At 37.1% G+C, this 23,856-nt stretch carries 26 protein-coding genes; 2 read left to right on the top strand and 24 right to left on the bottom strand.

Annotated features, from left to right (window positions below):
* Positions 1-8: 8 nt before the first annotated feature.
* From ACSKT4_RS08045 to ACSKT4_RS07970, 16 genes are all read right to left on the bottom strand, one after another.
* Entirely contained in the window at positions 9-1,316 is a 1,308-nt protein-coding gene (locus tag ACSKT4_RS08045; protein ID WP_186870179.1) for a DRTGG domain-containing protein, read from the bottom strand.
* A 78-nt stretch (positions 1,317-1,394) separates the two neighbouring features.
* Positions 1,395-1,619, bottom strand: coding sequence for a hypothetical protein (locus ACSKT4_RS08040; RefSeq protein ID WP_186870178.1), 225 nt, complete (start codon positions 1,617-1,619; stop codon positions 1,395-1,397).
* A 201-nt stretch (positions 1,620-1,820) separates the two neighbouring features.
* Positions 1,821-3,272: a DUF7305 domain-containing protein gene (locus tag ACSKT4_RS08035; RefSeq protein WP_465823159.1), complete on the bottom strand. Its 1,452-nt coding sequence runs from the start codon at positions 3,270-3,272 to the stop codon at positions 1,821-1,823.
* Positions 3,265-3,708 (bottom strand): PilW family protein, encoded by a 444-nt coding sequence (locus ACSKT4_RS08030; protein WP_465823157.1) that lies wholly within the window; start codon positions 3,706-3,708, stop codon positions 3,265-3,267. The genes ACSKT4_RS08035 and ACSKT4_RS08030 overlap by 8 nt, the downstream gene beginning before the upstream one ends.
* Entirely contained in the window at positions 3,698-4,159 is a 462-nt protein-coding gene (locus tag ACSKT4_RS08025) for a type IV pilus modification PilV family protein (RefSeq protein WP_186870175.1), read from the bottom strand. Before ACSKT4_RS08025 ends, ACSKT4_RS08030 begins: the two co-directional genes overlap by 11 nt.
* A gap of 53 nt (positions 4,160-4,212) precedes the next feature.
* On the bottom strand, positions 4,213-4,890 hold the full coding sequence (locus ACSKT4_RS08020) for a hypothetical protein (RefSeq protein WP_465823155.1): 678 nt from the start codon (positions 4,888-4,890) through the stop codon (positions 4,213-4,215).
* Positions 4,883-5,473: a PilN domain-containing protein gene (locus tag ACSKT4_RS08015; RefSeq protein WP_465823154.1), complete on the bottom strand. Its 591-nt coding sequence runs from the start codon at positions 5,471-5,473 to the stop codon at positions 4,883-4,885. The genes ACSKT4_RS08020 and ACSKT4_RS08015 overlap by 8 nt, the downstream gene beginning before the upstream one ends.
* Positions 5,474-6,472: a type IV pilus biogenesis protein PilM gene (gene pilM, locus ACSKT4_RS08010; RefSeq protein ID WP_465823153.1), complete on the bottom strand. Its 999-nt coding sequence runs from the start codon at positions 6,470-6,472 to the stop codon at positions 5,474-5,476. It abuts the gene before it with no gap.
* A 336-nt stretch (positions 6,473-6,808) separates the two neighbouring features.
* On the bottom strand, positions 6,809-7,249 hold the full coding sequence (locus ACSKT4_RS08005; RefSeq protein WP_186870171.1) for a type II secretion system protein: 441 nt from the start codon (positions 7,247-7,249) through the stop codon (positions 6,809-6,811).
* Positions 7,250-7,346: 97 nt separating this feature from the next.
* Complete coding sequence (locus ACSKT4_RS08000) at positions 7,347-8,558, bottom strand: type II secretion system F family protein (RefSeq protein ID WP_211742605.1); 1,212 nt, start codon at positions 8,556-8,558, stop codon at positions 7,347-7,349.
* Entirely contained in the window at positions 8,558-9,598 is a 1,041-nt protein-coding gene (locus ACSKT4_RS07995; protein WP_465823152.1) for a type IV pilus twitching motility protein PilT, read from the bottom strand. The genes ACSKT4_RS08000 and ACSKT4_RS07995 overlap by 1 nt, the downstream gene beginning before the upstream one ends.
* Positions 9,599-9,609: 11 nt before the next feature.
* Positions 9,610-11,265, bottom strand: a complete 1,656-nt coding sequence (locus ACSKT4_RS07990) for a GspE/PulE family protein (RefSeq protein ID WP_222619046.1) — start codon at positions 11,263-11,265, stop codon at positions 9,610-9,612.
* A gap of 22 nt (positions 11,266-11,287) precedes the next feature.
* On the bottom strand, positions 11,288-12,793 hold the full coding sequence (locus ACSKT4_RS07985) for a G5 domain-containing protein (RefSeq protein ID WP_465823150.1): 1,506 nt from the start codon (positions 12,791-12,793) through the stop codon (positions 11,288-11,290).
* 315 nt (positions 12,794-13,108) lie between these two features.
* Positions 13,109-13,861: a prepilin peptidase gene (locus ACSKT4_RS07980; RefSeq protein ID WP_465823149.1), complete on the bottom strand. Its 753-nt coding sequence runs from the start codon at positions 13,859-13,861 to the stop codon at positions 13,109-13,111.
* A 399-nt stretch (positions 13,862-14,260) separates the two neighbouring features.
* A complete protein-coding gene (locus ACSKT4_RS07975) occupies positions 14,261-14,941 on the bottom strand; it encodes a metal-dependent hydrolase (protein WP_186870166.1) in 681 nt (226 codons plus the stop codon).
* Between the two features lie 165 nt (positions 14,942-15,106).
* On the bottom strand, positions 15,107-15,772 hold the full coding sequence (locus ACSKT4_RS07970; RefSeq protein ID WP_186871352.1) for a PspA/IM30 family protein: 666 nt from the start codon (positions 15,770-15,772) through the stop codon (positions 15,107-15,109).
* A gap of 133 nt (positions 15,773-15,905) precedes the next feature.
* Here ACSKT4_RS07970 and ACSKT4_RS07965 point away from each other — a divergent pair, with 133 nt between their 5' ends.
* Positions 15,906-17,003 carry a M24 family metallopeptidase gene (locus ACSKT4_RS07965; protein WP_465823148.1) on the top strand — a complete coding sequence of 366 codons (1,098 nt, stop codon included), beginning with the start codon at positions 15,906-15,908 and terminating at the stop codon, positions 17,001-17,003.
* A 255-nt stretch (positions 17,004-17,258) separates the two neighbouring features.
* On the opposite strand, the gene ald is transcribed toward ACSKT4_RS07965, so the two are convergent.
* On the bottom strand, positions 17,259-18,374 hold the full coding sequence (gene ald, locus ACSKT4_RS07960; protein ID WP_186871350.1) for an alanine dehydrogenase: 1,116 nt from the start codon (positions 18,372-18,374) through the stop codon (positions 17,259-17,261).
* Positions 18,375-18,510: 136 nt separating this feature from the next.
* Positions 18,511-18,672: a hypothetical protein gene (locus ACSKT4_RS07955; RefSeq protein ID WP_186871349.1), complete on the bottom strand. Its 162-nt coding sequence runs from the start codon at positions 18,670-18,672 to the stop codon at positions 18,511-18,513.
* Between the two features lie 115 nt (positions 18,673-18,787).
* Between ACSKT4_RS07955 and ACSKT4_RS07950 the strand changes: the two genes are divergently transcribed.
* Positions 18,788-19,222: a universal stress protein gene (locus ACSKT4_RS07950; protein ID WP_186871348.1), complete on the top strand. Its 435-nt coding sequence runs from the start codon at positions 18,788-18,790 to the stop codon at positions 19,220-19,222.
* Positions 19,223-19,354: 132 nt separating this feature from the next.
* Here ACSKT4_RS07950 and ACSKT4_RS07945 read toward each other — a convergent pair whose 3' ends face one another.
* The 6 genes from ACSKT4_RS07945 to ACSKT4_RS07920 all read right to left on the bottom strand — a co-directional run bounded on the left by ACSKT4_RS07945 (position 19,355) and on the right by ACSKT4_RS07920 (position 23,832).
* Positions 19,355-20,539, bottom strand: a complete 1,185-nt coding sequence (locus ACSKT4_RS07945) for an acetate kinase (protein ID WP_186871347.1) — start codon at positions 20,537-20,539, stop codon at positions 19,355-19,357.
* Positions 20,536-21,534, bottom strand: a complete 999-nt coding sequence (locus ACSKT4_RS07940; protein ID WP_186871346.1) for a class I SAM-dependent methyltransferase — start codon at positions 21,532-21,534, stop codon at positions 20,536-20,538. The genes ACSKT4_RS07945 and ACSKT4_RS07940 overlap by 4 nt, the downstream gene beginning before the upstream one ends.
* Positions 21,535-21,724: 190 nt before the next feature.
* Positions 21,725-22,225, bottom strand: a complete 501-nt coding sequence (gene tpx, locus ACSKT4_RS07935) for a thiol peroxidase (protein ID WP_186871345.1) — start codon at positions 22,223-22,225, stop codon at positions 21,725-21,727.
* A gap of 80 nt (positions 22,226-22,305) precedes the next feature.
* Positions 22,306-22,863 carry a GerW family sporulation protein gene (gene ytfJ / locus ACSKT4_RS07930; RefSeq protein ID WP_211742596.1) on the bottom strand — a complete coding sequence of 186 codons (558 nt, stop codon included), beginning with the start codon at positions 22,861-22,863 and terminating at the stop codon, positions 22,306-22,308.
* A gap of 28 nt (positions 22,864-22,891) precedes the next feature.
* Complete coding sequence (locus ACSKT4_RS07925) at positions 22,892-23,494, bottom strand: DUF2953 domain-containing protein (RefSeq protein WP_211742595.1); 603 nt, start codon at positions 23,492-23,494, stop codon at positions 22,892-22,894.
* A gap of 128 nt (positions 23,495-23,622) precedes the next feature.
* Positions 23,623-23,832, bottom strand: coding sequence for an alpha/beta-type small acid-soluble spore protein (locus ACSKT4_RS07920; protein WP_211742594.1), 210 nt, complete (start codon positions 23,830-23,832; stop codon positions 23,623-23,625).
* Between the last annotated feature and the right edge of the window lie 24 nt (positions 23,833-23,856).

Raw genomic sequence — 23,856 nt, 5'->3', positions numbered from 1 at the left:
CTTTTTTGTTATCGATCCATTATTTGTGCCATTAATAACGCTTTTCCGACTAACTTCTTCTCATTAAATACTTCTACATCTATCTTAGCATAAATTCTTCCTGCCTCAATAATTGTTGGTTTAATAACGAGCTGGGAATCAATTGGAACTGGCTTCATGAAATACACCGTAATGTTTTCCACAACTAAATCCCCTTTTTTTAGCTGAAGAAGTAGCCTACTACTGGCTTCTGTTACAAGCGAGGTAAATACGCCTGGTGATAATGTTCCTAATTGATTGGTCATTTGAGGAATTACTTTAGCCTCGAAAGTTGTCTTATCCCCTTCATCAGACGATATGTTGTTTTTTATAATATCATCAATTGTTTCCCCTATTTGAGGTTGACGTTGAATTTGCTGTAGAGCTTTTAGGACATCTTGTCTGGAGACGATTCCCTTCAACGTAGAGGACTCATCCGCAACAGGCACAACCTCTATCCCCTCCCATACCATCATGTGCGCAACAGATGCTAATGAGGTTTTCGCTTGTACAACGATTGGGTTTCTCGTCATCACTCTATCGATTGGAAAATCGCGTTCCTTCCCAATAATATCCTTAGACGTTACCATACCAACTACTCGATTCTTTCCATCTAGTACAGGGAACCTAGAATGGGTTGATTGCTCATTCAGCTCATACCACGCCTTTACGGTATCCGTTGTCATTAAGTAGTGGGCATGTTCTACTGGTGTACAAATATCACCAACTAGGACAATTTCTTTCTTAATTAACTGGTCATAAATGGCCCGGTTAATCATTGCTGCTACGGTAAAGGTATCATAACTTGTAGAAATAATCGGCAAATTCTTTTCATCTGCTAGCCGTTTTATGTAATCCTCTGTATCAAATCCTCCCGTTATTAGTACGGCAGCACCCTCATTCAGAGCTAGCTCATGTGCTTTTACCCGGTTTCCGACAATGAGTAATGAACCTGCCTCTGTATACCGCATCATCGCATCTAATTGCATAGCCCCAATAACAAACTTATTGAGTGTCTTATGGAGTCCTTCTCGACCACCAAGTACTTGTCCATCCACTATATTGATTACTTCAGCGAATGTTAACTTTTCAAAGTTCTCTTTTTTCTTACGCTCAATACGTATCGTACCAACACGCTCAATCGTACTAACTAACCCGATATTTTCAGCTTCTTTTATCGCCCGGTAGGCTGTTCCTTCACTTACATTCAAGTGTTTCGCAATTTGTCTTACGGAAATTTTATTTCCGACAGGTAGCGAAATAATATGTTGAATAATTTGCTCATGTTTAGTGGCCACTTTGGTTCACCGACTTTCAACTGTACTAGTCACATTTTGTAACTTTATTATACAGATGAATAGCGCCATGCTCAATGTTTAACCATCTGTCTGTCTAAATTTGTCATATTCCTGTTCCATTACAGGTGGTTCGGACATCTTGAATAATGTAGCTAGGTTAGCTCCAAATACGAGCACAAAAAACACAAGCCAACAACCCCAGAATAGCATTTCAAGCTGTGATGAGGACTGTGGAATTAATGGCCAGGCAAAGTATAAGAAAAATGCCGCCAGAAGTAATCGTAAAAACGCATAATGTCTCATACGAGTTCCCCCTTTCTATACTCAGTCTATGAAAAGGACTTGGTCAACAGAACCATGCCAACCTTTCAAAATACATTCTTTTATATCGAATTTGCGGTTATATAAAAAAGCGGAATACAATAAAAATCCTTTACCACCGAAATATCATTCGAATAGTAAAAGACTTTTTTCTCGCACAATATGTGTTTATAGAACATATCGCTATTGTTCACTCAATGAGCTCTTCATGATGATTGGTTGTCCAGCAGGAGTGGAATTCCCATATTCCTTTTCAATACCTTCCACCGAGATAGGTCCCTCGACGAATTGCATTTCCCCATAGCTCAATTTAGCTCCTCCACTCATGTTGTATACCTTACATAGAACCGTCCCATTTATGGTTCCATTGGTATGTTCAAACACTGCATTAGGAGCTAATATTAATGGAGACGTCGCCCAACTTCCCCCACTAACTTTAAAGCTTGTCCCACCAGTAAATATGTTTCCTTTTATTCCGCCTCCACTTCCAAGGTCTATATTGGCATCCTCGGCATATAACGAGCCATATATTTTTTGGGCTCCCCCTAACGTAAACTGCTTAGGGTTGGATGGATTGTCCGATCCAGTTAAAAATATGTTTACTTGATTAACATCGCCATGATTATTAATCGTACTTCCACTTCCCAATACAATATGATTCGTATAAATAGTCAGTTTTCCAGTTCCTATTAGTTGAATATGCCCATTGATTACATTTAAATTATCCACTACTATTTCCTTATCCGTATTTCCAACATTGATAGTAAGTGCCCTGTTATTGCCAAGTCTAATTTCATCAAATGTTTCAGAAGTCGTTAAATCATACGTCCCATCCTGATACCATTCCTGTACAATTATCGAACGTCCCGGACTATTTGGATAGTGAGGGATATCTGGAAATCGAGGTAAGCTAGGCAAGGTAGCATCTAAGTCCGCTCCGGTTGCACCTGGGAAAGAAGTCATCCAATCCGGTTTATAGACAGCATGATGCTCACTTCCATAAGGAACATAAATTTTACCATCTATACTCCCGCCACCTGAGGCAGTTACACTATGAGCACCTGTTCTAAGTGTTCCTATATCTCCTTCAATACGCCCATTCGGTATATCGATCGTCTCACTTACTAATAACGCCCAATTAGGGATTATACTTTTACCTGAGCTTTTTGGTACCCATTCAATTGAAAAGCCTTGCTGTAATACCCGCTTTTTATCGCCAATATAGCCTGTTGATGTCATACGAAATTCTCTTGGGTTAGTTTCATTCAATTGTTCTATCTTTATTTCAGCCTTCGGTATTTCACCAAAAACCGGCTCAAAATCGGTATAGGCTGGCTGATCACCAACTATTCTAGTATGTAATGTGGTGAAAAAGGTATTTTCTTCATCTGTATTTTGGTAAATTTCCCGTATGGCAGCCTCCGTTTTTGCTAGCTCGACATGTAATCCTGCTTCCGCTATATAATAAGCCGATTGATCTTGTCTCTCCGTCTGAGAAGTATGTAGTAAAGTAGTCGTTATCCCGATAATGGATACACTTAGGATAGAAATTAATATGATAACTAGTAAAACACCAATTAATGTGAATCCATTTTTCTGTGGAAACTTACTTGGTAGCTTCTTCAATCTAGTCACTTCCCCTTACTATTATTTCCGTATCAACACCCCTACCAGATTCAGTATTAATTCTCAGTATAAATTTTTCATTTTCAAATTCATCTTTGATGACATCTACATAAAAATCGCGAATATTAGATACAAATGATACGTCATTTTTAACTAGTAATCCGTCCTCTCGATGAAATACATATGCTGTGTCATCATTTATTATAAATGATGTATGATCAGGGGAAACCTCTATATTCTTTGCCATCCTTACTTCTTTCGTGATTACTTTAGATGCGTACGTCATCGAAAATAAATTACCCGCTTCACTGGATTGATCTGTATACTGATTCTGGACTGTTAGGAGGATACTAGTAAGAATAATCATGATGAAACTACTAATTGCTAACACTACTAGCAACTCAGCCAAAGTCATTCCCTTGTCATTAACAAGATTATTCTTCATGGTCTTCTTCTCCCCATACCACTACACTTTCCATTTTAGCTTGAAGGTTGTCTTCATCTTCTTCAAACACTTCCACTATTACTCGAGTCATATTTGCTTCGACTTCATCACGATGCAGTCTTATATGTATGAAATAGTTAGAACCATCCAATTCCTTCGTAAAGACCGTCCATTCTTCCGATTCCTTCAACCATACATAACCTAGATCGGTTATCGCATTTTCTCTTTGGCTAAATTTCGTACTTGAACTCCCCGAATAAAGGTTTTCCATTTCAGCTTGTGCTATATAGGTGGCATCTATAATCGTTTCAGATGTAGTAGTCATAGTAGCGGATTGAACGAAAAACGTGATAAAGGTTGTTAAAATTAAGGTAATTAACACAAACGACACTAATAATTCCACAAGTGTCAAACCAGATTCATTACGATACCAATCGTTCAAGCATTTCATTCCATTCAACCCCTACTACCAATGATTAGTTTAATAAACACACTACCAAATGATTAGTCCTGATAGTAAAATGTCGTAATCGTTACATTTGCTGTGATCGTTTGAAAGGAATCTCCCTCTAAAAGTAATTCTCTTTCTGCTGGTTTTTGAAAATGAAGCGAGCTTACTGTCATAAACCGTTCTTGTTTTTCAATCTGGTTTAGAAATAGTTGGAAGTGCTCATAGTCAGGTGAATTTACAGCCATACTGACAGATATGACTTCTAAATTATCTGGCTTGTTTACTAAGTCAATAACGCTTTCTACTTGCTCCACCTCCTCTAGTTCCTCATCTTGATTTTCAGGTTCAGCTTCAACTTCAACTTCATCCTCCACATCTGTTCGCAGCGGTTTACTTCCACCATAAGTAAAGTTAATATTATCTATTCTACTATCACTAATAAATTCAATCTCCTGTAGAGTAAGAATAAGCTTTTCCAATTCGGGATCTTGTGGTAATTTTTCCGCTTGCATATAGGGCTCTACCCCAGCTTGATTTCCTTCTTCTAGCTTCATCACTTCTGATTGTAGAGTAGAAACATCCTTTTCTACAAGTTCCATATTATTCTCTTTTGATTTCAATTCCTGATTCATAGGTAAATAGAAAAAGAAATAGACTACAGTCAATAAGATAAATAATAACGCTAATAGTAGAAGGAATGATTGTTTATTTTCATGAAATAAGCTATTCATTTCCTTCTACCTCCTCTTTCATATATCGTTGGTCAACATCAATCGTATAATTTACTGTGTACCGTGGGATTACCTCATACATATCTGTTCTATCTTGATTAGAGTTTATGTCAAAGGTATTCATTTGATTGACTTTCACATCTGTAATAAATGGCGAGGCATTTAGCTCTGAAAAATATGCAGCCACATCACTCATTGTCTCCAGTTGCGTTTCAATTGTCACGGATTGATAGTTATAAGTATAGCTACTTAAATAGCCGCTTTCAGGAAGTAAAGCTATTATTTCATCAATAAACCGAGAAGTTGGTATAATCTGGTGCTCCGCATACGCCATCACCTGTCCATATGTATCCTTATCATTACTTTCCTTTAAACTCGTAATTCGCTCTAGTAGCACCGTTTTTTCCTCGTTTACTTCTGCTAAATTCTGCTCGACCTCTCCTAACGCATGTTTCGTAGTAAAAAACGAATAGATAAAAACGAGAAGCAATAGTAAAAATAATAATAATCCACTAACAAATAATATGTATACTGCAGAATTCTGCCTTTCTATTTTAGGTAATAAATCTACTTCGGGAAGCATCTATGCCCCTCCTTTAAGTGCTAAACCAAGTGCGGGAATAAATTGCGGTTCAATTTCCTTATCTGACTTCTGAGATACGACCCCTTTTAACCTATTCGTCGGTATTTCGAAGCGATCATTCACTTTTTGATAGAATACTGGTAAATATCGATTATCCCCTATAATAATCAATTCATCTATCTTCTCTTCCCCTTTTTTCATAGAAAATTGGTAGAAGTTCATAATGCGCTCTAATTCAATCACTTGATTCTCTATCATATCCTCTACCTGCTCATCACTTTCTTGGTATTCCCATTTCATTCGAGTGCTTTCCTCTTCTATGCTTGCATGATTCAAATGCAGATCTAGGTTCTGATAGCGTAGAAACTCCAATTGATGTCTTTTAAAAATGCTAATATTAAATGATGTGACATCTAATTTAATAAATAAATACACCTTATCACGGTCTATACGATTGACATGATGAAAGTAACGATATACTCCAAGTGCTTCTACATCAGCATTAATCGGCTTTAAGGATGCATCATCAAAAATTTCTGTGTACTTCATCATCTCATCCCGAGGAGCAGCAAAGAAGGTCCCTGTCAACACTTCCTCTTTATTTGTATCAAAGTAATCCTGAAAAGGTAGATAATGAATATCAAATACAGGATCTTTAAATGGTAGATGAATCGATTTCCCAATTTCAACTCGAAAATATTCCGTGATGTCCTTATCCCTTAAATCAACTGGAATTTCAACTTGTCGCATAATCACAAGGGGATTAGGCACAAAAAATCGCACATGACGATTCTTTATTCCAAGTTCTTTCACCAGATTTTTCATAAACTCAAAAAATCCAATTTCATCCATAATTTTCCCATTCTCAATCAAGCCACTAGGAATCGGCTTTTCATGTATTACTTTAATAGAAGAAATATTGGAGTTATTGGTTTCAACTAAACGAATGACATAGTCTTCTATAACGATGTTAATTATTTTATTTGGTTTACCGAACATCCTGCTCACCATCCTAAATAGGAAAATTAAGTTCTACTACTAGTTCCTTTTATAATTTCACAACGTTGGGGTTGTAAAATTGTAAAAAGAACTAGGTGATCATTAAAGGCTGGAACACAAAACATTGAACTAGATTGTTAACTGAATAATAATAAATGATTCTTGCTCCGAAAATATGCATAGACTACTGCCGAACAATGAATTCTTCTAGATTCCCCAGGATGAGCTTGAGTCTACTGTAGTGCTATGTAATATTTCCGGAGCTGGAGATTTGTTATTATATATTTGGTTTTACTTATAACATAAACCTTTGTATTCCAGTCTCTATATTATTACTTAATCATCACTAGCTGTATAAGTTTTCCCACAAGCATCTCTACCATCTTTTATTAAATTGCTTTTTGTTGCATTAGTGAATGAACATTCACTATGGACAGATGAAATTACAATCGCATTTCTTGAATCACTTCTCTCAACAGTGAAATCATAACCATTATTATTAGTATCCCAAGGATCTGTTAACTTGCCAACAGAATCAATTTCACTAGCATCTTCAGATCCGTTTAAAGTATCACCACTAGCTTCTAGCAATTCTACTGCTGAGATGACTTGTTGTGCGTTTGCGATATGTGCATCTTTCTTAGAATTCTCGATAACATTACCAATCGCCACAAATGCAATCACACCAACGATTCCTAAAATAACAATAACAGCTAATAACTCAACTAATGTTAAACCTCTTTCGTCTTTCTTTAATCGTTTTAAAAACTTTTTCATATTTCTTTCCCCTCCAAAATCGTATTGTTTATAATTTTAAGCATAATATTCCACTGCAAATAATCGATTGAACCACCTCCCATTTAGAATATGGCTCTTACATCTCGGTATATATTGAGAACATTGGAACCATAATGGCAATGACAATAAATCCTACAACAAAGGCTAGGATTACGATCATTATAGGTTCAATGAGAGACTTCAACGTATCAACGGTTCGGTCAACATCTTCCTCATAGAAATCAGCAACTTTTGCAAGCATGAAGTCAAGCTGACCGGTTCGTTCTCCAATGGCAATCATTTGGGTTACAAGTGGTGGAAATACCCAGCTCCTCTTCAGTGGTTCAGATAATGCTCGCCCTTGTTCTAAACTGTCACGGGAAGCAAGTATCACCTGACCAATTACTGGATTTCCGACTACCCTCTCCACTATTGTCAACGCCTGTAAAATAGGAACAGAACTAGACACTAAGGAGGATAAGGTTCTTGTCATTCGTGCAATTACTGCCTTTTGTAATAACTTGCCAAATATAGGTAGTCTAAACAATACAACATGTGTAGCGTATTGAAACCGTTGATTACTTCTATATAGGAATACGAATACCCCGATAATAAGAGCAAGGATTAACAGCCCAAGCCACCATGAGCTTTGAATAAATTCACTCATTGTAACAACTAATTTGGTTATGGCTGGTAACTCTCCACCGAAACTGGCAAATGTTGCGGTTAGTGTAGGTACAATCGATACCATTAAGAAAATGACCACAGCAATTATAACCACTAATAATACAGCAGGATAAGCTAATGTAGATTGAACCTTTTTTTTGAGATTATTTTGCTTCTCATAGTAAACGGCAAGACGATCTAATGTTTCATCAATATTACCAGTCGCCTCTCCAGCTCGTATCATATTGACGAATAAAGGTGGAAAGAATTTGGATTGTTTCTCTGCAGCATCCGAGAAAGCCTTTCCTTCCTTAAGGTCTGCTTCTACATGGAATAGAGCCTTTTTTAAACCTTTACTGTCTGTTTGAAGCGCTAAAATATTAGTTGCCTCTACAATTGAAACTCCTGCACGGATTAATGTAGCAAATTGTCTACAATAAATGACAAAATCCTGAGTTTTAACGGAATTACTACCAAAGGATATATCCCTATTTAGTAAGGTTGCTTTCGTTTCAGTAATCTCACGAGGACTAATCCCTTTTTCTTTTATCGCAATAATAGCCTGCGATTTGGATGCACTTTCTATCGTACCCTTCTTTAATAATCCATTAGGCGTTCTGCCGACATATTTATACATTGGCATTAGTAATCACCTACATCTGAAAGAAAATCACTAACATCATCCAATTTTACTAACCCTTTATGTAACAAGTCTTTGATAGACATTTCTAACGTGTGCATTCCAACTGAACGATTGGTTTGTAACACATTGGTTATTTGATCGACCTTCTCATTTCGAATCAAATTAGCTACAGAAGGTAAATTTACTAGAATCTCTGTTGCAGCTACCCTTCCTAAGCCGTCTGGTTTTGCTAGTAATCGCTGGGAAATAACCCCCGCTAAAACGGATGCCAACTGAATTCTAATTTGTGCTTGTTGGTGTGGCGGGAATACATCTATGATTCTATTAATTGTCTGTGCAGCACTATTGGTATGAAGGGTCGCTAATACTAAATGCCCTGTTTCTGCAGCTGTTAGCGCTGTTGAGATTGTTGTATGATCACGCATTTCCCCAACTAAAATAATATCCGGGTCCTGTCTTAATGCTGCTCGTAACCCATTAGCAAAGCTTTCCGTATCCTTACCAACCTCACGTTGGTTTATAATCGATTTCTTATGTTCGTGTACAAACTCAATAGGGTCTTCTAGCGTAATAATATGCTTTGCCTTCGATTCGTTTATGTAATTAATCATTGCTGCTAATGTTGTGGACTTACCAGAACCGGTTGGACCGGTCACTAGTATTAGCCCATGCGGCTTTGAAGCTAATTGCTGTAATACTACTGGCATTTGTAGTTTTTCAATGGACGGGATATCCTTTGGGATTACCCTCGCCACGATGCTTATGTTTCCAAGCTGATGATATACATTGATCCGAAATCTAGATACATTCTCCAAGCTAAAAGAACTATCCATTTCCCCGACTTCCATCAATCGTTTCCATTCTGCTTCAGATAAAAGCTGCCTTGCTAAACTTTCTGTGTCAGTATTCGATAGGGCTTTTTCACCATGTCGGATAAGCTTTCCATGCACTCTATAAACAGGAGGAGAATTTGCCGTTATGTGTAAGTCAGAGGCTTGTTGGGTATGCGCTAGTTTAAGCATTTCTTCAATCATGTACATTAATCTTCCTCCTAATCTGATGACACTACCCGTAATACCTCTTCCGTAGTCGTCAATCCTTGTGACACTTTTAGAAGACCATCATCCAATAGAAACTTCATTTCTTTCTTCCTGACATACGAAAGGATTTCTCTTCTTGTTCCTGTATTTACGATGAGATTACGAATCATTTCATCGATTGGTAGTACCTCATGAATCGCAACCCTACCACGGTATCCGGTCATTCCACAGCTAGAGCACCCCTTACCTCTAGTAACCTCAGATACTACTAAATTGGCATTTGAAAACATTATTAGCTCTCGTTCTGTTGGGCCAACCTTTTGACTGCAATCAGGACATATTTTTCTTACTAAACGTTGAGCAACTACTCCATTTAATGAAGAGGATAATAGAAATGGTTCTACCCCCATATCCATTAATCGGCTTAAAGCATCTACTGCGCTATTCGTGTGAAGCGTACTCAACACTAGATGTCCTGTTAAGGATGCACGTACAGCTATTTGTGCTGTTTCAACATCACGTATCTCCCCGATCATGACGATATCAGGATCTTGGCGGAGAATAGACCGTAATCCACTTGCAAAGGTCATCCCGATTTCTTCCCTCACCTGCACTTGATTAATACCTTCTAATTGATATTCCACTGGGTCTTCAATCGTAGTAATGTTTACTTCTTCTCGATTCAACCGGTTCAATGCCGCATATAGTGTAGAGGATTTACCTGAACCTGTAGGACCCGTTATGAGAACAATTCCATTCGGCTTCTCAATCATGCTTTTAAATGTTACAAGATTATGTTCTGTAAATCCTAGCTTGTCCACATCATTTAAGTTTGCACCTAAATCTAAAATACGCATAACCACTTTTTCCCCATAAATAGACGGTAGTGTCGAAACACGAATATCTACTGATCGGTCCTGAATGGTTATTTTCACACGCCCATCTTGTGGGACACGGTTTTCTGTAATATTCAAATTACTAATGATTTTAATACGTGCGATTAGCATACCTTGCATATATTTTGGCAAGGACCGTTCAGTACGTAAAACACCATCCACACGATAGCGAACCCTTAACTCTCTCTCTTGTGGGTCAAAGTGGATATCACTTGCCTTTTGTGCTACCGCATTAGCTATCACCTGATTTACTAATCGTACAATTGGAGAATCCTCATCCGTTATTCCCGTCTCATCAATTGATTCTTCCGGAGCATAATCCCCCATCACTTCTTCTATCGATTCTTGAAGGTCATAGTACTTCGAAATTGTTCGAAAGATAGAATCTTTCGTTGCAATACCTGGATTAATTTGCAGGCCAGTTGCAATGCGAAGCTCCTCAATAGCAAAATAGTCCATAGGATCTGCCATCGCTACGAAGAGTCTATTCCCCTCCACACGAATAGGCATCAGATTATGTCGCTTAGCTAGCTCCTTTGGTACTAGCTGAACCACATCCTTATCAATTGAATATTGATAAAGATCTACTTGTGGAATATTAAGCTGGTATTTTAAAACATCTAGTAATTGCTGTTCTGTAATATAGCCTTCACGTAATAGAGCATCACCGAGTTTTTCATCTGGTGATTTATCTGCTAATGTGGCAGCTAATTGTTCTTCCGTGATTAATTCTGCACCTACAAGTAAATCTCCTAATCGCTTTCTCACCAAAATTAACACCCCCAGCTTCTGTCTATTTCACATTATTCGGTTGGTTATCTGCTTCCATTTCTTCGGATTGCTCCAATTGGAATTCGAATGGACCTGCTAGATTCCATACATTCCATAAGAAGCTTAATAGATGTAGCTCATCAGCATCCATTTTCTCGATACATTCGATAATCGCTTCCTCGATATCCTCTTCTGCTAAATCAATATCTGTAATGGGCAGATCACAGAATAGAATGACAAACTGAATAAAGCCCTCCATGGCTTTAGGATTATCCCATTGTGTTAACCTTTCCCTAACAGAGCCATCGTTGTGATTCCTGTCTTGTTGCTCATCACCTGATGAAATATCTTCTTCTCGAACAGTATTATTTAATAGCATTTCGTCTGCCGCTCGATTCATTTCTGAGATTTCATCTTCAAATGGTACGACGACAATTTTAGGAACTGGAGGATAGAAATCTCTACTAATAAGCTCTTCCTCCCTAGCATCATTACGGTATACCGCTACTTCTAACCCCGCTTCTCCTTCTTGAATAATCGTGCTTTCACCAAATCCAAGGTCTTTACTATAACGATAGATCGTTCTAGGCTCCACTTGTTTTATCCTGGCCACTCGATAGCCTAATGTAGACTCAGCGGTTAAGGCATTAATGGATAATTTAAGGTGGTCGCCATTTTGACTTAATGTAAGTGTGTATGTGTTATCATTCGGATTGTAGAGCACTAAGTCTTTTCCCGTTCTCGTATTAATATTCACGCCCATCCCCGGCTCTAAGTAAGCAGGGATAACTTCTTGTGAATGACGCTCCAATACAGTTAGATTCGTTTGTAACACTAAAGCATAAAGGTTTGACGCAACAAAATTCACCTCTTGTTGACTATCACTCGATAGCTTTGGCAATGTTCCAAGTATAGAAAAGGATTCCTTTGGTTTTATTGTTTGACCATTGATCGATTCGACAATCATCTCTACTTTTTTAGATGACAGTCCATTTGGTAATTCAACAGAAGTATCTACAACTGTATGTAAATATGGCTCTCGTTCATCATGATAAACGATTGCAATCGGTACTTCTTGTAAATTCTCCGCTAATGTTGTAGCTTTCTTCATAGTTGTTGGCACATCTATATAGGTTGGCCAATCCTTAAACCTATCATCAGGAGCTAGAGTTAACTCTAATGGAATATGTATGTTCTTCCGTTTGATAAACGGCAACCAATTTTCTTGTACTTTTTCCTTCAGATTCTTTAACGACTTTTCAATATCAAATTGAAACATTGCTCGTGGAATTTCTAATTCTTCATGTTCACTGACAGCCACCATCGAAGGCTGCTTCTGCCAATCATTTATTTCTTTTTGCAAGACTTCTTTCGCTTCATCAACAGTTAATCCCTCAACATCAATACCTGCCACTTGTGAACCCTTAGGAAATGAAAAAGCTCCTAAGAACATGAAGCTAGCGATTACCAAGATGCTAATGACAATCAAAATACTGAAATAAATGATAGCTTTTTTTGCTATATTCATGGATAAAATCCACCTTTTCGACATATTACGTTGAACGCAAAAGAACAATTCATCACATAGGAGGGCTTGTTCATAGTTATTAATAACTAGTACTCAATCCCTATATCATTTACATAGTAATATATCACTAACGAAGATCCGTTAGTGTTAAGCCATTATGCTATGATTCTCGGGATTGATACTGAAAATTATATTTATTTCTAAAAGTAGTACTTTAGTATCATCCTAATCGTATCAATGAATTTAGAGAAATGTCAATAATTTCTAGGTATATTTGACAAAGAATATACATTTATAACATTATCTATTCACAATTTATAAAAATTGAACATAAAAGGACAAAATTCTATCTGTAAAGAAATAGGAAATAATAGCAGCAAATACAATATAAGGTCCAAAAGGAACTGGTTGCTTCTTCTTAATGATTCCGAATAACATCAAAATAACGCCAATGAAAGCACCAAGCAAGCAAGATAAGAAAAAAGTCATAAGAACCTTTTCTGATCCCAGTACTAATCCTAACAAACCAAACAACTTCATATCTCCCGCTCCCATTCCACCTCTACTAACGATAATAATTAGAGCAATCAAACTAATTCCAATTATTGCTCCTACGATAGGCGACCACCAAGGTTGAATAGGGTCAATAATTAATAGAATGATAAAGAACGGCAAGAAGAAAAGCAGTAGTTTATTTGGAATGAGCATATACTTTAAATCTGTTACTAATACAATCATCGATAAGGAAACTAATAAAAGCACTTTAATTAACTCCAGCTCAAAGCCAATCATCATATAACTGAATGCAAATAATATCCCCGTTAGTAATTCTATAACGAGATATAAAATGGAAATACGTTCACCACAATATCGACATTTCCCTCGTTGGATCAAAAACGATACAACCGGTATTAAATCATACCAAGACAATGTATGATGACAACTTGGACATCTTGAACGGTCATTTGTGAACGATACTTTTTGAGGCAATCGTATGCCGACAACATTATAAAACGAGCCTAAAACCAAGCCCAAGAGAAAAAACGATATAATAGCAAATAACTCCATTACATTACCTCCATCCCTTTAAACTGTAACGATTATACCATTAAATTAGAAAAAAAAGATGATTTAAAAAAGTTAGATGAATTAGCTATAAGAAGATAAAAAGAGGGTATAAAGTGGAGGACCAATCATAGGTAAAGGCCTGAGTAATTAAATTACATAGCTACTCAGGCCTCTGATATTTAACAATGTTCGCTAATGTTTTCTACTAATACCCAAACACTGTTCATAACGTTACGTCCATAAACACGGTCACGATAGCAATTGAGTACACAACAAGCGGTTTATTCTCCTTCGTTTCTAGCCAAGCAGACAGCTACTATCACAGCCCAGTTATTGAAAATCATTCCAAGTTAGCTAAATCCATCCGTACACTCCTCCAATATTCTCTCATATGCTGTATCACAGTTCTAACACACTACCCGCTTCCATTACCTTACCCTTACCAGTCTTCAGCCCTTTAACAAAATCCTCTGGATTCTGTTCAATTACTGGAAACGTATTATAATGAATTGGGACAACGGTCTTAGCACGAATCCAATCTGCTGCAATGAGTGCATCCTCTGGTCCCATTGTAAAGTTATCCCCAATTGGAATAAACGCTAAATCAATTGTATACATGTCGCCATACATTTTTAAATCAGAGAATAACGCAGTATCTCCTAGATGATATATCGTCTTCCCTTCGACGGTTAACAGAATTCCTGATGGCATACCTGTATAAATCATCGTTCCATCCTCTTCTGTAAACGCTGATCCGTGGAAAGCTTGGGTAAACTTAACCTTTCCAAAGTCGAATTCACGTGATCCGCCAATATGCATATTATGTACCTTAACACCTTTAGTACTTAAATAATCAGCTAATTCATTAGGAGCAATCACTAGTGCATTATTTCTTTTGGCAATCTCAACTGTATCCCCAACATGATCATTATGTCCGTGTGTTAGTAAGATGTAATCAGCCTTCACCTCAGCTGCTTTCAAATCACATAATCCATTTCCGGTTATAAACGGGTCAATTAAAATCGTCTTATCTCCAGTTTCTACTTTAACAACAGAATGTCCATGATATGATACTTTCATTAACGAATCATCCTCCTATTTGTGTTTTACGATATACATTCTACATTTATAGCTAAAATCCTTTTAATATACAAGAAAAGACAGCATTATAAATGACATGCTGTCTTTGTTTTACCATACGAAGGATTGGGAATCATATAGACTTCGCTTCCCGGGCTTTTTTGATTACTCTTTCCCCATTGCTCTCTTTAATGCTTCTAAATCATCATCTACATTAGAATCAAGTTTTCTAAATTCATCATCTAATGTACGAGCTTGCGTTGATAGATCTTCTGTCGTTTCTGCTTCTGCTTCAAATTGAAGTACTTTTTCCTCCATGCGTTCAAAGCCACGTCTTGACTCATCACCACCGATAGATGACATGCTACGATTTATTTTCGTACGTGTTTTAGCAGCTTCTGCACGCGCTTTTAATGAATCTTTTTTCAGGTTCATTTCTTGGTATTCTTTCTTCATTTCATCTAGCTTTGTTTTAAGTACTTGCGAGTCATTTTTAGCTTGCTCATAGGATTGCTGAAGCAATGTAGCTTGGTTTTCATATTCTTTCTTCTCTTGCAATGCTCTTTTAGCCAACTCATCTTCGCCAGCAAGTACGGCTTTTTCAGCTTGTGCCTGTCTTTTCTCAACCATTGCTTGCGCATCTTCTGCTTTACGTTTTAATATTTTTTCGTTTGCTATTTGCTTCGCTACAGCAGCTTCTGCTTCTTGAATATCTGCTCCCATGTCACGAAGGAATTGATCTAGCATTTTTACTGGATCTTCCGCTTTATCAAGCATTGCATTTAATTCTGAACTTACAACTGTCTTTACTCTCTTAAAAAATTTAAACATAAGCAACCTCCATTAATTTAAATTTATTGAATGTCTTACCTATAGTACGAAAGAAAAAAGGAAAGGTTTCAATTTTCTTAGTTGTAATTCATTTTTTTTAACGTTTATAATTAGAATAAACGAGGTGAAATAAATGTCTAATAGAATTCAATCTTTACTAAGTGAATTACAAAAAAATCAACTAGACAGTATGCTAGTAACAACACCAGCAAATGTATATTATTTAAGTAACTATTTAACTGATCCACATGAAAGAATTGTTGCTGTGTATGTAAGTACTACTCAAGATCCTGTACTCATTCTACCAGCGATGGAAGCAGAAGATGCAAAAAACGCTGGTTGGAAGTATGCTATGATTGACTATCATGACCATGAAAATCCATGGGAATTGTTCAAATCGTTCTTAAAAGAATCAGGAAACCTACCTGGAACAATTGGTGTAGAGGAAGATAACCTTACATTAAGCCGATACCATAATATTAAAAGTATTCTACCTAATTCTACCATTAAAAATGCACAAGAGCTACTTTCAACGCTACGTGTCATCAAAACGGAAGAAGAATACGCATTACTGAAACGAGCTGCTGAACTAGCTGACTTCGGTGTTCAAACCGGTATAAATGCTTTAAAAGAAGGTATAAGTGAGCTTGAGGTCATAGCCACTATTGAATATGAACTTAAAAAACAAGGTGTTCAGGCAATGTCATTCTCTACCATGACCTTATTTGGTGACAAAACTGCTTCTCCACATGGTACACCAGGAACAGCTAAACTTAAAAAAGGTGATATGGTATTATTTGACCTTGGTGTAGTTTATGAAGGGTATTGCTCTGATATAACGCGGACTGTTGCTTTTCAGTCTATAACTCCGGAACAAGAAAAAATATATAACACAGTTTTAAATGGACAATTAAAAGCAATTAAGGCTTCAACATTAGGCACTGCAGTCGGAAATATTGATAAAGCTGCACGTGAGTATATTGAAGCAAGTGGATATGGAAAATATTTTAACCATCGAATCGGACATGGCTTAGGGTTAGAAACACATGAATATCCATCTTTACACGGTAATAATACATTACGGTTACAAAAAGGAATGTGTTATACAATCGAACCAGGGATTTATGTGCCAAAAACAGCTGGTGTCCGTATTGAAGATATGATTTTCATGAACGAAAATGGTCCAGAAATACTAACAATATTCCCTAAAGAACTCCAAATCATCGATTAATACGTAAAGAGGCTGGGACAAAACTATTTCTAACATAAGATATACCGAACATTAAAGTTAGCGCATTAAACCCGCCCCGGAAATATACTACGCTTTACGTGGGCGGCTGGTGAGCCTCCCCAGAGCTAACGCTCCCCTGGGGTCTCAACCGTGCCCTTTCCTCCCACAGGAGTCTCCGTATATTTTCGGGGCTAATGTGGTGATGGTTCGTTTTTTATTACCTTTGTTTAAGTTTTGTCCCAACCTCTATATTTTTTAACCTAATAAGTTTTCTACACTTCTATACTCCAAACCATGTGCAACTGCGACTGCTTCATAGGTTACGTAGCCATCTAGCGTATTTAATCCCTTTAATAATGCCGTATTTCCTAGGCATGCATCGCGGTATCCTTTATTAGCTATTTGTAACGCATATGGCACTGTAACATTTGTTAAACCAATCGTAGATGTTCTAGGTACTCCTCCTGGCATATTTGCAACAGAATAATGAAGCACACCATGCTTCGTATACGTCGGATTATCATGGGTAGTAATTCGATCACTCGTTTCAAATATTCCACCTTGGTCAATGGCAACATCTACAATGACAGAGCCCTCTGACATCGCTTTTACCATTTCCTCTGTCACTAGCCTTGGTGCTTTTGCTCCTGGAATAAGCACTGCACCAATTACTAAATCTGATTCACGAACACATTCAGCAATGTTCAGTGGATTAGAAATCATCGTATTAATCGAAGAACCAAAAATATCATCTAAATAGCGTAGCCTTTCCGGATTTAGATCCAGGATCGTTACATTTGCCCCTAATCCAACTGCAATCTTCGCTGCATTTGTACCAACCACACCACCACCAATAATCGTTACATTAGCTCTTTTAACCCCAGGGATTCCCGCAAGTAATATCCCTTTTCCACCTTTTGGTTTTTCTAAAAATTGAGCTCCGATTTGGGCAGCCATACGACCTGCAACTTCACTCATCGGTGTTAATAATGGTAAAGAACCGTTACCTAGTTGAACTGTTTCATAAGCCAGTCCAATTACTTTTTTCTCAAGTAAAGCACGTGTGAGCTCTGGTTCTGCTGCCAAATGAAGATATGTAAACAATATTAATCCTTCATAGAAATAGTCATATTCTTCGGGTAATGGCTCTTTTACTTTCATCACCATTTCCTGTTCCCATACCTCTTTTGCAGTATCCACTATTACTGCACCCGCTTGTATATATTGGTCATCGTTAAATCCAGAACCAATGCCTGCATTCGTTTCAATAAATACATCGTGACCAGCATTTTTTAAGGTCATGACTCCAGCCGGTGTTATCGCGACTCTGTTCTCATTGTTTTTTATTTCTCTTGGAACCCCAATTTTCATTTGGAACACCTTCCCTGTAATATTGTAAGCACTTCCATTGTATCAAATTTTGTAAAAAATACTACTATTATTATTAGAATACCGAATAACTACAAAACAATCTACCCAAAATTCGAGTAGATTGTTTACATGAACATTATGCCTTTCTATTGTTAAATGTCCATATCCCTTTGTTATTGTGTAACTGGTCCTCTACTACACCACTTTGATAACTCTCAAAAAGCTGGTTCTTTACCGCGGAAACGCCACTTGGATCTTCGAATAATTTGTGTTTATTTTTATTCTTATTCCTTGCCATCAACTCACCCCCATTGTTAGTTTGTGCGTTTTTCGTCAAGAAAGGCCTGTTTACTTTTACCAAATGAAAGCGTTTTTATTGTATAATAATGGTAGATAAGAAAGGGGAGATAATGATGAGATATGAGTATAAAAATATAGTAGTTGCAATTGATGGTTCTCCTGCCTCTGAAATAGCTTTTAACAAAGCACTTGATATTGTGAAGCGCAATAATGCTCATTTAATTATTGCGCATGTAGTGGACTATCGTTCTTTTGCTTATGCAGAGTCTTATGATGGGACATTATCAAGTAAAGCTGAAGAATATGGCAAAGAGCTAATTCAAAATTATACGGAATATGCCAAAAAAGCTAGTATTAACAATATCTCCTATTGTATAGAATACGGTTCCCCTAAAGTAAAGATTGCAAAAGATATAGCGGACAATGTCAAAGCAGATTTAATTATTTGCGGAGCTACTGGGATGAATGCAGTGGAAAGATTTTTAATTGGTAGTGTATCGGAAAGTATCACGAGACATGCATCCTGTGATGTGCTTGTAGTACGATAACAATTTTTGTTCAAATTCAAAATTGTTGTGCCTGATAATGCTTTCATTCCCTTCTCACTATAACTCTAAAAGAAAATAGTGGGTAAACCCATCCATCGATGACTTTACCCACTAATCTTTAGTATATTTAGGTTATTGTGCTAGACGGATAGTATCACGGGCAATCATTACTTCCTCATTGGTAGGAATAACGATAACTTTCACAGGTGAATGTGGGTAACTAATCATTTGTTCTTTGCCTCTTGCTGCATGATTTAATGTTGGATCCCAATAAATACCCATAAATTCTAATCCGTTTAAAACTTTAGCGCGAATCGTGTCACTATTCTCACCAACACCAGCTGTGAAAATAACTGCATCAATTCCTGACATAATTGCACCATAAGATCCAATATACTTATGAATTCTACTTGCAAACACATCAAGTGCTAGTTCAGCACGTTTATTTGTATCTGCTTGACCTTCAATATCGCGCAAATCACTTGAAAATCCAGATAACGCAAGCATTCCGCTTTCTTTATTCAGTACATTGATAACTTCTTCTGCTGTTTTCCCTGTCTTATCCATAATATATGGAATTAACGCTGGGTCAATGTTACCAGAGCGTGTCCCCATTGTTACACCAGCTAAAGGAGTGAATCCCATAGAAGTATCAATAGATTTACCACCTTTAATAGCTGCTATACTTGCTCCATTTCCTAAATGACAGGAAATCAAACGTAAATCTTCAATCGGTTTACCCATTATTTCCGCCGCACGTTGTGAAACATATTTATGGGATGTCCCGTGGAAGCCATATTTACGGATACCATATTCTTCATAAAACTCATATGGTAAGCTATATAAATATGACTTAGGTTCCATTGTTTGATGGAAAGCTGTATCAAAGACTGCTACCATTGGTACATTTGGTAAAACTTCCTTAAAAGCATGAACCCCTGTTAAGTTTGCTGGATTATGTAATGGTGCAAGTTCAGAAACTTCTTCTATATCTTTAATAACTTGTTCCGTTATCAAAACAGAGTCATTAAACTTTTCACCACCATGAACAATACGATGTCCAACAGCATTAATTTCATCTAATGATTGAATTACTCCGGATGATGTAAGCTTGTCTAATAATAATTTTACTGCCACCTCATGGTTCGGTATATCGGTAATTTGTTTATCTTTTTGGTCTACTTCAAATGTAAATACCGCCTCAGGTAAGCCAATTCTTTCTACAAGCCCTTTAGCTTTTACAATCTCTTCTGGCATTTGAATGAGCTGGAATTTTAACGATGAACTTCCAGCATTAATAGCTAATACGTTTGTCAATTTTGTTCACTCCTGTTGTTATGGTAATCTTTAAACCAATTATTCATTTTACTTAAGACATCCTCCATCGCACTAGTGTTTTTCAACGAAGGAAGTTGTACTAATAATGGTTGCTTCGGTCCCTCTGTATTTTTCCCCTTCTTCTGCAAGATTAATATGAATTTAGCATTTTTCTTAGATTTAAAAGCACTTTCCGGTAGCTGAACTACCCCAACGATATGGGCATGTTTTTGAATGAAAGCATGTAGCTCGTCCTTTCCTTCACTCTCAAAAATGAAGTTCGGTACCATCAATACTAAATGGCCACCATGTTTTGTATAATTTAAACTTTGCTCGATAAACAAATGGTGACTGAAAGAATGGCCTTCTTTTGCTTTCAATTCATAGCTTGCTGCACGAATGTCGTCTGGATAATACCCTACAGGCAAGTCCGAGACAATTAAATCTACTGGATCTAATAAGAAGGGTCTTAGGCTATCCTGATGGAAAAATTCAATAGGTGTTTTTTGTAAATTAGCACTAATTAATGCTAATTGTATTAAAGTTGGATCCACTTCACTAGCGTAAGCCTCAACTGATGTATCTAATTGTGATATAACGGTTGTTAGCATATTACCAGTGCCTGAAGCTGGATCAAATATACGTAACGTTTCACTTTTGACTAATTTTTGAACGAGATAACCTACAAGTAACGAGACAGCTTCTGGGGTAATCAGATGCTGCTGTTGTGTCGTATCCTTCATTCCTTTTAACACGGCAAACTGAATAGCTTTGCGTATATCATCAGAATGATAGTCGTTCAACTGAATGCGTTCTAATGCTGTATTCAGTTTATGTGTGAGGATATCATCCATCGATTCTTCCGGACTCTGATAATAGAGTGTTTCTAATGCCAGAACTAAACTATCCAGATAGGGCTCATTTAAATGTTGTTCAATGACTTGGGTAGTCTCATCCATCCATTCAAACAAGTTTTCAACCTTTGTTTTTTCCATATTATAATCCTCCGTTCCATTGAGACCCGTTATATTGTATCAGATGCAGCACACCCTGTACAAGATAATGATTTAGACAGAAGATTTTTATTTCACTTAAGATTAATGAAAAAAAGTCCCCTTATAAGGTATAACCCCAATGTAAGAATCTTTGGGAATCAATACCTATAGCGGGAGACTTTTTCATACTTTATTCTGCCTGTTTAGCCGCTTCTAGTGCTTTATCGTAGTCAGGATGGTCTGACACTTCAGGAACATATTCAACATATGTAACCTTATCACTGGAATCTACTACAAATATAGAACGAGCAAGAAGACGAAGTTCTTTTATTAAAACGCCATATTTTTCACCAAAATCTGCATCACGATGATCAGAAAGTAATTCAAGACTTTCTACATTATTCACTTCACGCCAGCGCTTTTGAGCGAAAGGTAAATCCATACTCACCGTTAGAACATGTACATTTTCTAGCTTTTGCGCCTCTGCATTAAAACGATTTGTTTGTATTGAGCAAACACCCGTATCAACCGATGGGACGACACTTATTAATTTAATCTTCCCTTTGTAATCTGCTAGTGATTTTTCTTCTAAGTCATTCGTAAGGACCTTAAAATCTGGAGCTTGATCCCCGACCTTTAATTCGTTTCCTACTAATGTAACTGGCTCTTGTTTAAACGTAACATTAACCATTTTCTTCCTCCTATTCCATAGACTTATTTCTATTATAGTAGAATAAAATGGCGATTTCCAAGAAAAGAATCGCCATTGTCTTAAATATCGTAGATTGATGCTTCATCAGATTCTTTCTTTTTATCCCCAGATTGCTTGTTTTCATCCACGTCTTTATCATTCTTCTCTCCACTATCTTTCGTTACATTACTCTTTTGTTTCTCTTTGGATCCTTGCCCTTTATTTTGGCTACTCTCTTTTAGTAGCTGCTGAATTTTTTCAACAGCTTTTGGAGCAAAGTCTATTAGCTTTTCATAGATATGGGTGTTCTGATCGAGGTGTACCATTTTAATTCCTTTATGATTTACAATTAGGAAGGCTACCGGTGTAATCGATACACCACCACCACTACCACCGCCAAATGGGAATACCGCTTCACTACTAGTACTATCGCTATCTCCCCCAGATCCGGAGCCAGAATCACTTGGTACAAATTCACTTCCACCTGCAGCGAATCCAAACCCTACTTTTGACACTGGAATAATGACACTTCCATCTGGAGATTCAATAGGATCACCAATTATTGTATTGACCTCTACCATATCCTTTAAACTTTCCATAGCTGTCGTCATAAGACCTTGAATCGGATGTTCCTCCATTGTTATCCTCCTTTATAAATTTGCTTGTCTAAGTATATATTTCCTTGTTAAAATTACTATTTCGTAATAAACGTAACCCGGTGTGAATAGCTTTTCCTAATCGGATAGATACAATGCAATCTATTTCAGAATATAGTCCTCTTTGTTGAAAATGGGGTGTGACCGATAGTTTCGGTTGGCAGCTTAGGTTAGATAATTCATGAAAAAAGCTAACAACTGTTCCTTTCATCATCCAGACCCCCCCAGACATAATGCCAGTTGAAGCGGCATCACCAGTACCAAAATCCGTTCTCCATGATAATTGATGGATGACAATACTTTTCATCATCATTTTGATTATCTTCTTCATTTCTTTGAACGAAGGGATTACGGTTTGTACGACTTGCTTCATGTCTTTGTAATCTTCCAAATCCATTTCTTCGAGTATGTCTAGGATAGACGTTTTTTCTTTTTGAGGCTGGTCATTTAAAACCAGTTTCCGATGGATGATTCGTAGTCGGATATAATATATATCCACTGTCATAAAATGATTCGTTGTTTGATATCGATAATAAACTCGTACCTTCACATTTAGGATAAGAAGTAGTATTACGATGATACATATTACAAGCGCAGTAATTATCCAAGCCATGCTTCCATCTCCACGATTTAATAACGATAGTTTGCCACAAGTTTCCATTTTTTATGCATAAACAAATATAAAGAGGACCATCCTCGGGTAGAGAATGGTCCTCAGCCATTTAAACTATTTAATTAGTATTAACCGTTAAATCCACCAAACTGTTGTTCAGCCATTTGAACAAGACGTTTTGTGATTTCTCCACCAACGGAACCGTTAGCACGAGAAGTTGTATCAGCACCAAGTTGAACACCAAATTCTTGAGCAATCTCATACTTCATTTGTTCTAGCGCTTGTTCAGCACCAGGTACAAGTAATTGGTTAGAATTGTTGCTATTGTTGTTTGCCATGGTATTTCACCTCCTTGGTACACT

It is taken from the genome of Ornithinibacillus liuyingii, assembly GCF_055550225.1.
The sequence above is the reverse complement of the archived record's forward strand: the minus strand, read 5'-3'. Positions and strand labels throughout refer to the sequence as shown.

Coding starts and splice junctions, on each gene's coding strand:
- ACSKT4_RS08040 (WP_186870178.1), bottom strand. CDS start 1,619: ATGAGACATTATGCGTTTTTACGATTACTTCTGGCGGCATTTTTCTTA.
- ACSKT4_RS08030 (WP_465823157.1), bottom strand. CDS start 3,708: ATGAAGAATAATCTTGTTAATGACAAGGGAATGACTTTGGCTGAGTTG.
- ACSKT4_RS08025 (WP_186870175.1), bottom strand. CDS start 4,159: ATGAAATGCTTGAACGATTGGTATCGTAATGAATCTGGTTTGACACTT.
- ACSKT4_RS08020 (WP_465823155.1), bottom strand. CDS start 4,890: ATGAATAGCTTATTTCATGAAAATAAACAATCATTCCTTCTACTATTA.
- ACSKT4_RS08015 (WP_465823154.1), bottom strand. CDS start 5,473: ATGCTTCCCGAAGTAGATTTATTACCTAAAATAGAAAGGCAGAATTCT.
- pilM (WP_465823153.1), bottom strand. CDS start 6,472: ATGTTCGGTAAACCAAATAAAATAATTAACATCGTTATAGAAGACTAT.
- ACSKT4_RS08005 (WP_186870171.1), bottom strand. CDS start 7,249: ATGAAAAAGTTTTTAAAACGATTAAAGAAAGACGAAAGAGGTTTAACA.
- ACSKT4_RS08000 (WP_211742605.1), bottom strand. CDS start 8,558: ATGCCAATGTATAAATATGTCGGCAGAACGCCTAATGGATTATTAAAG.
- ACSKT4_RS07995 (WP_465823152.1), bottom strand. CDS start 9,598: ATGTACATGATTGAAGAAATGCTTAAACTAGCGCATACCCAACAAGCC.
- ACSKT4_RS07985 (WP_465823150.1), bottom strand. CDS start 12,793: ATGAATATAGCAAAAAAAGCTATCATTTATTTCAGTATTTTGATTGTC.
- ACSKT4_RS07980 (WP_465823149.1), bottom strand. CDS start 13,861: ATGGAGTTATTTGCTATTATATCGTTTTTTCTCTTGGGCTTGGTTTTA.
- ACSKT4_RS07975 (WP_186870166.1), bottom strand. CDS start 14,941: ATGAAAGTATCATATCATGGACATTCTGTTGTTAAAGTAGAAACTGGA.
- ACSKT4_RS07970 (WP_186871352.1), bottom strand. CDS start 15,772: ATGTTTAAATTTTTTAAGAGAGTAAAGACAGTTGTAAGTTCAGAATTA.
- ACSKT4_RS07965 (WP_465823148.1), top strand. CDS start 15,906: ATGTCTAATAGAATTCAATCTTTACTAAGTGAATTACAAAAAAATCAA.
- ald (WP_186871350.1), bottom strand. CDS start 18,374: ATGAAAATTGGGGTTCCAAGAGAAATAAAAAACAATGAGAACAGAGTC.
- ACSKT4_RS07955 (WP_186871349.1), bottom strand. CDS start 18,672: ATGGCAAGGAATAAGAATAAAAATAAACACAAATTATTCGAAGATCCA.
- ACSKT4_RS07950 (WP_186871348.1), top strand. CDS start 18,788: ATGAGATATGAGTATAAAAATATAGTAGTTGCAATTGATGGTTCTCCT.
- ACSKT4_RS07940 (WP_186871346.1), bottom strand. CDS start 21,534: ATGGAAAAAACAAAGGTTGAAAACTTGTTTGAATGGATGGATGAGACT.
- tpx (WP_186871345.1), bottom strand. CDS start 22,225: ATGGTTAATGTTACGTTTAAACAAGAGCCAGTTACATTAGTAGGAAAC.
- ytfJ (WP_211742596.1), bottom strand. CDS start 22,863: ATGGAGGAACATCCGATTCAAGGTCTTATGACGACAGCTATGGAAAGT.
- ACSKT4_RS07925 (WP_211742595.1), bottom strand. CDS start 23,494: ATGGCTTGGATAATTACTGCGCTTGTAATATGTATCATCGTAATACTA.
- ACSKT4_RS07920 (WP_211742594.1), bottom strand. CDS start 23,832: ATGGCAAACAACAATAGCAACAATTCTAACCAATTACTTGTACCTGGT.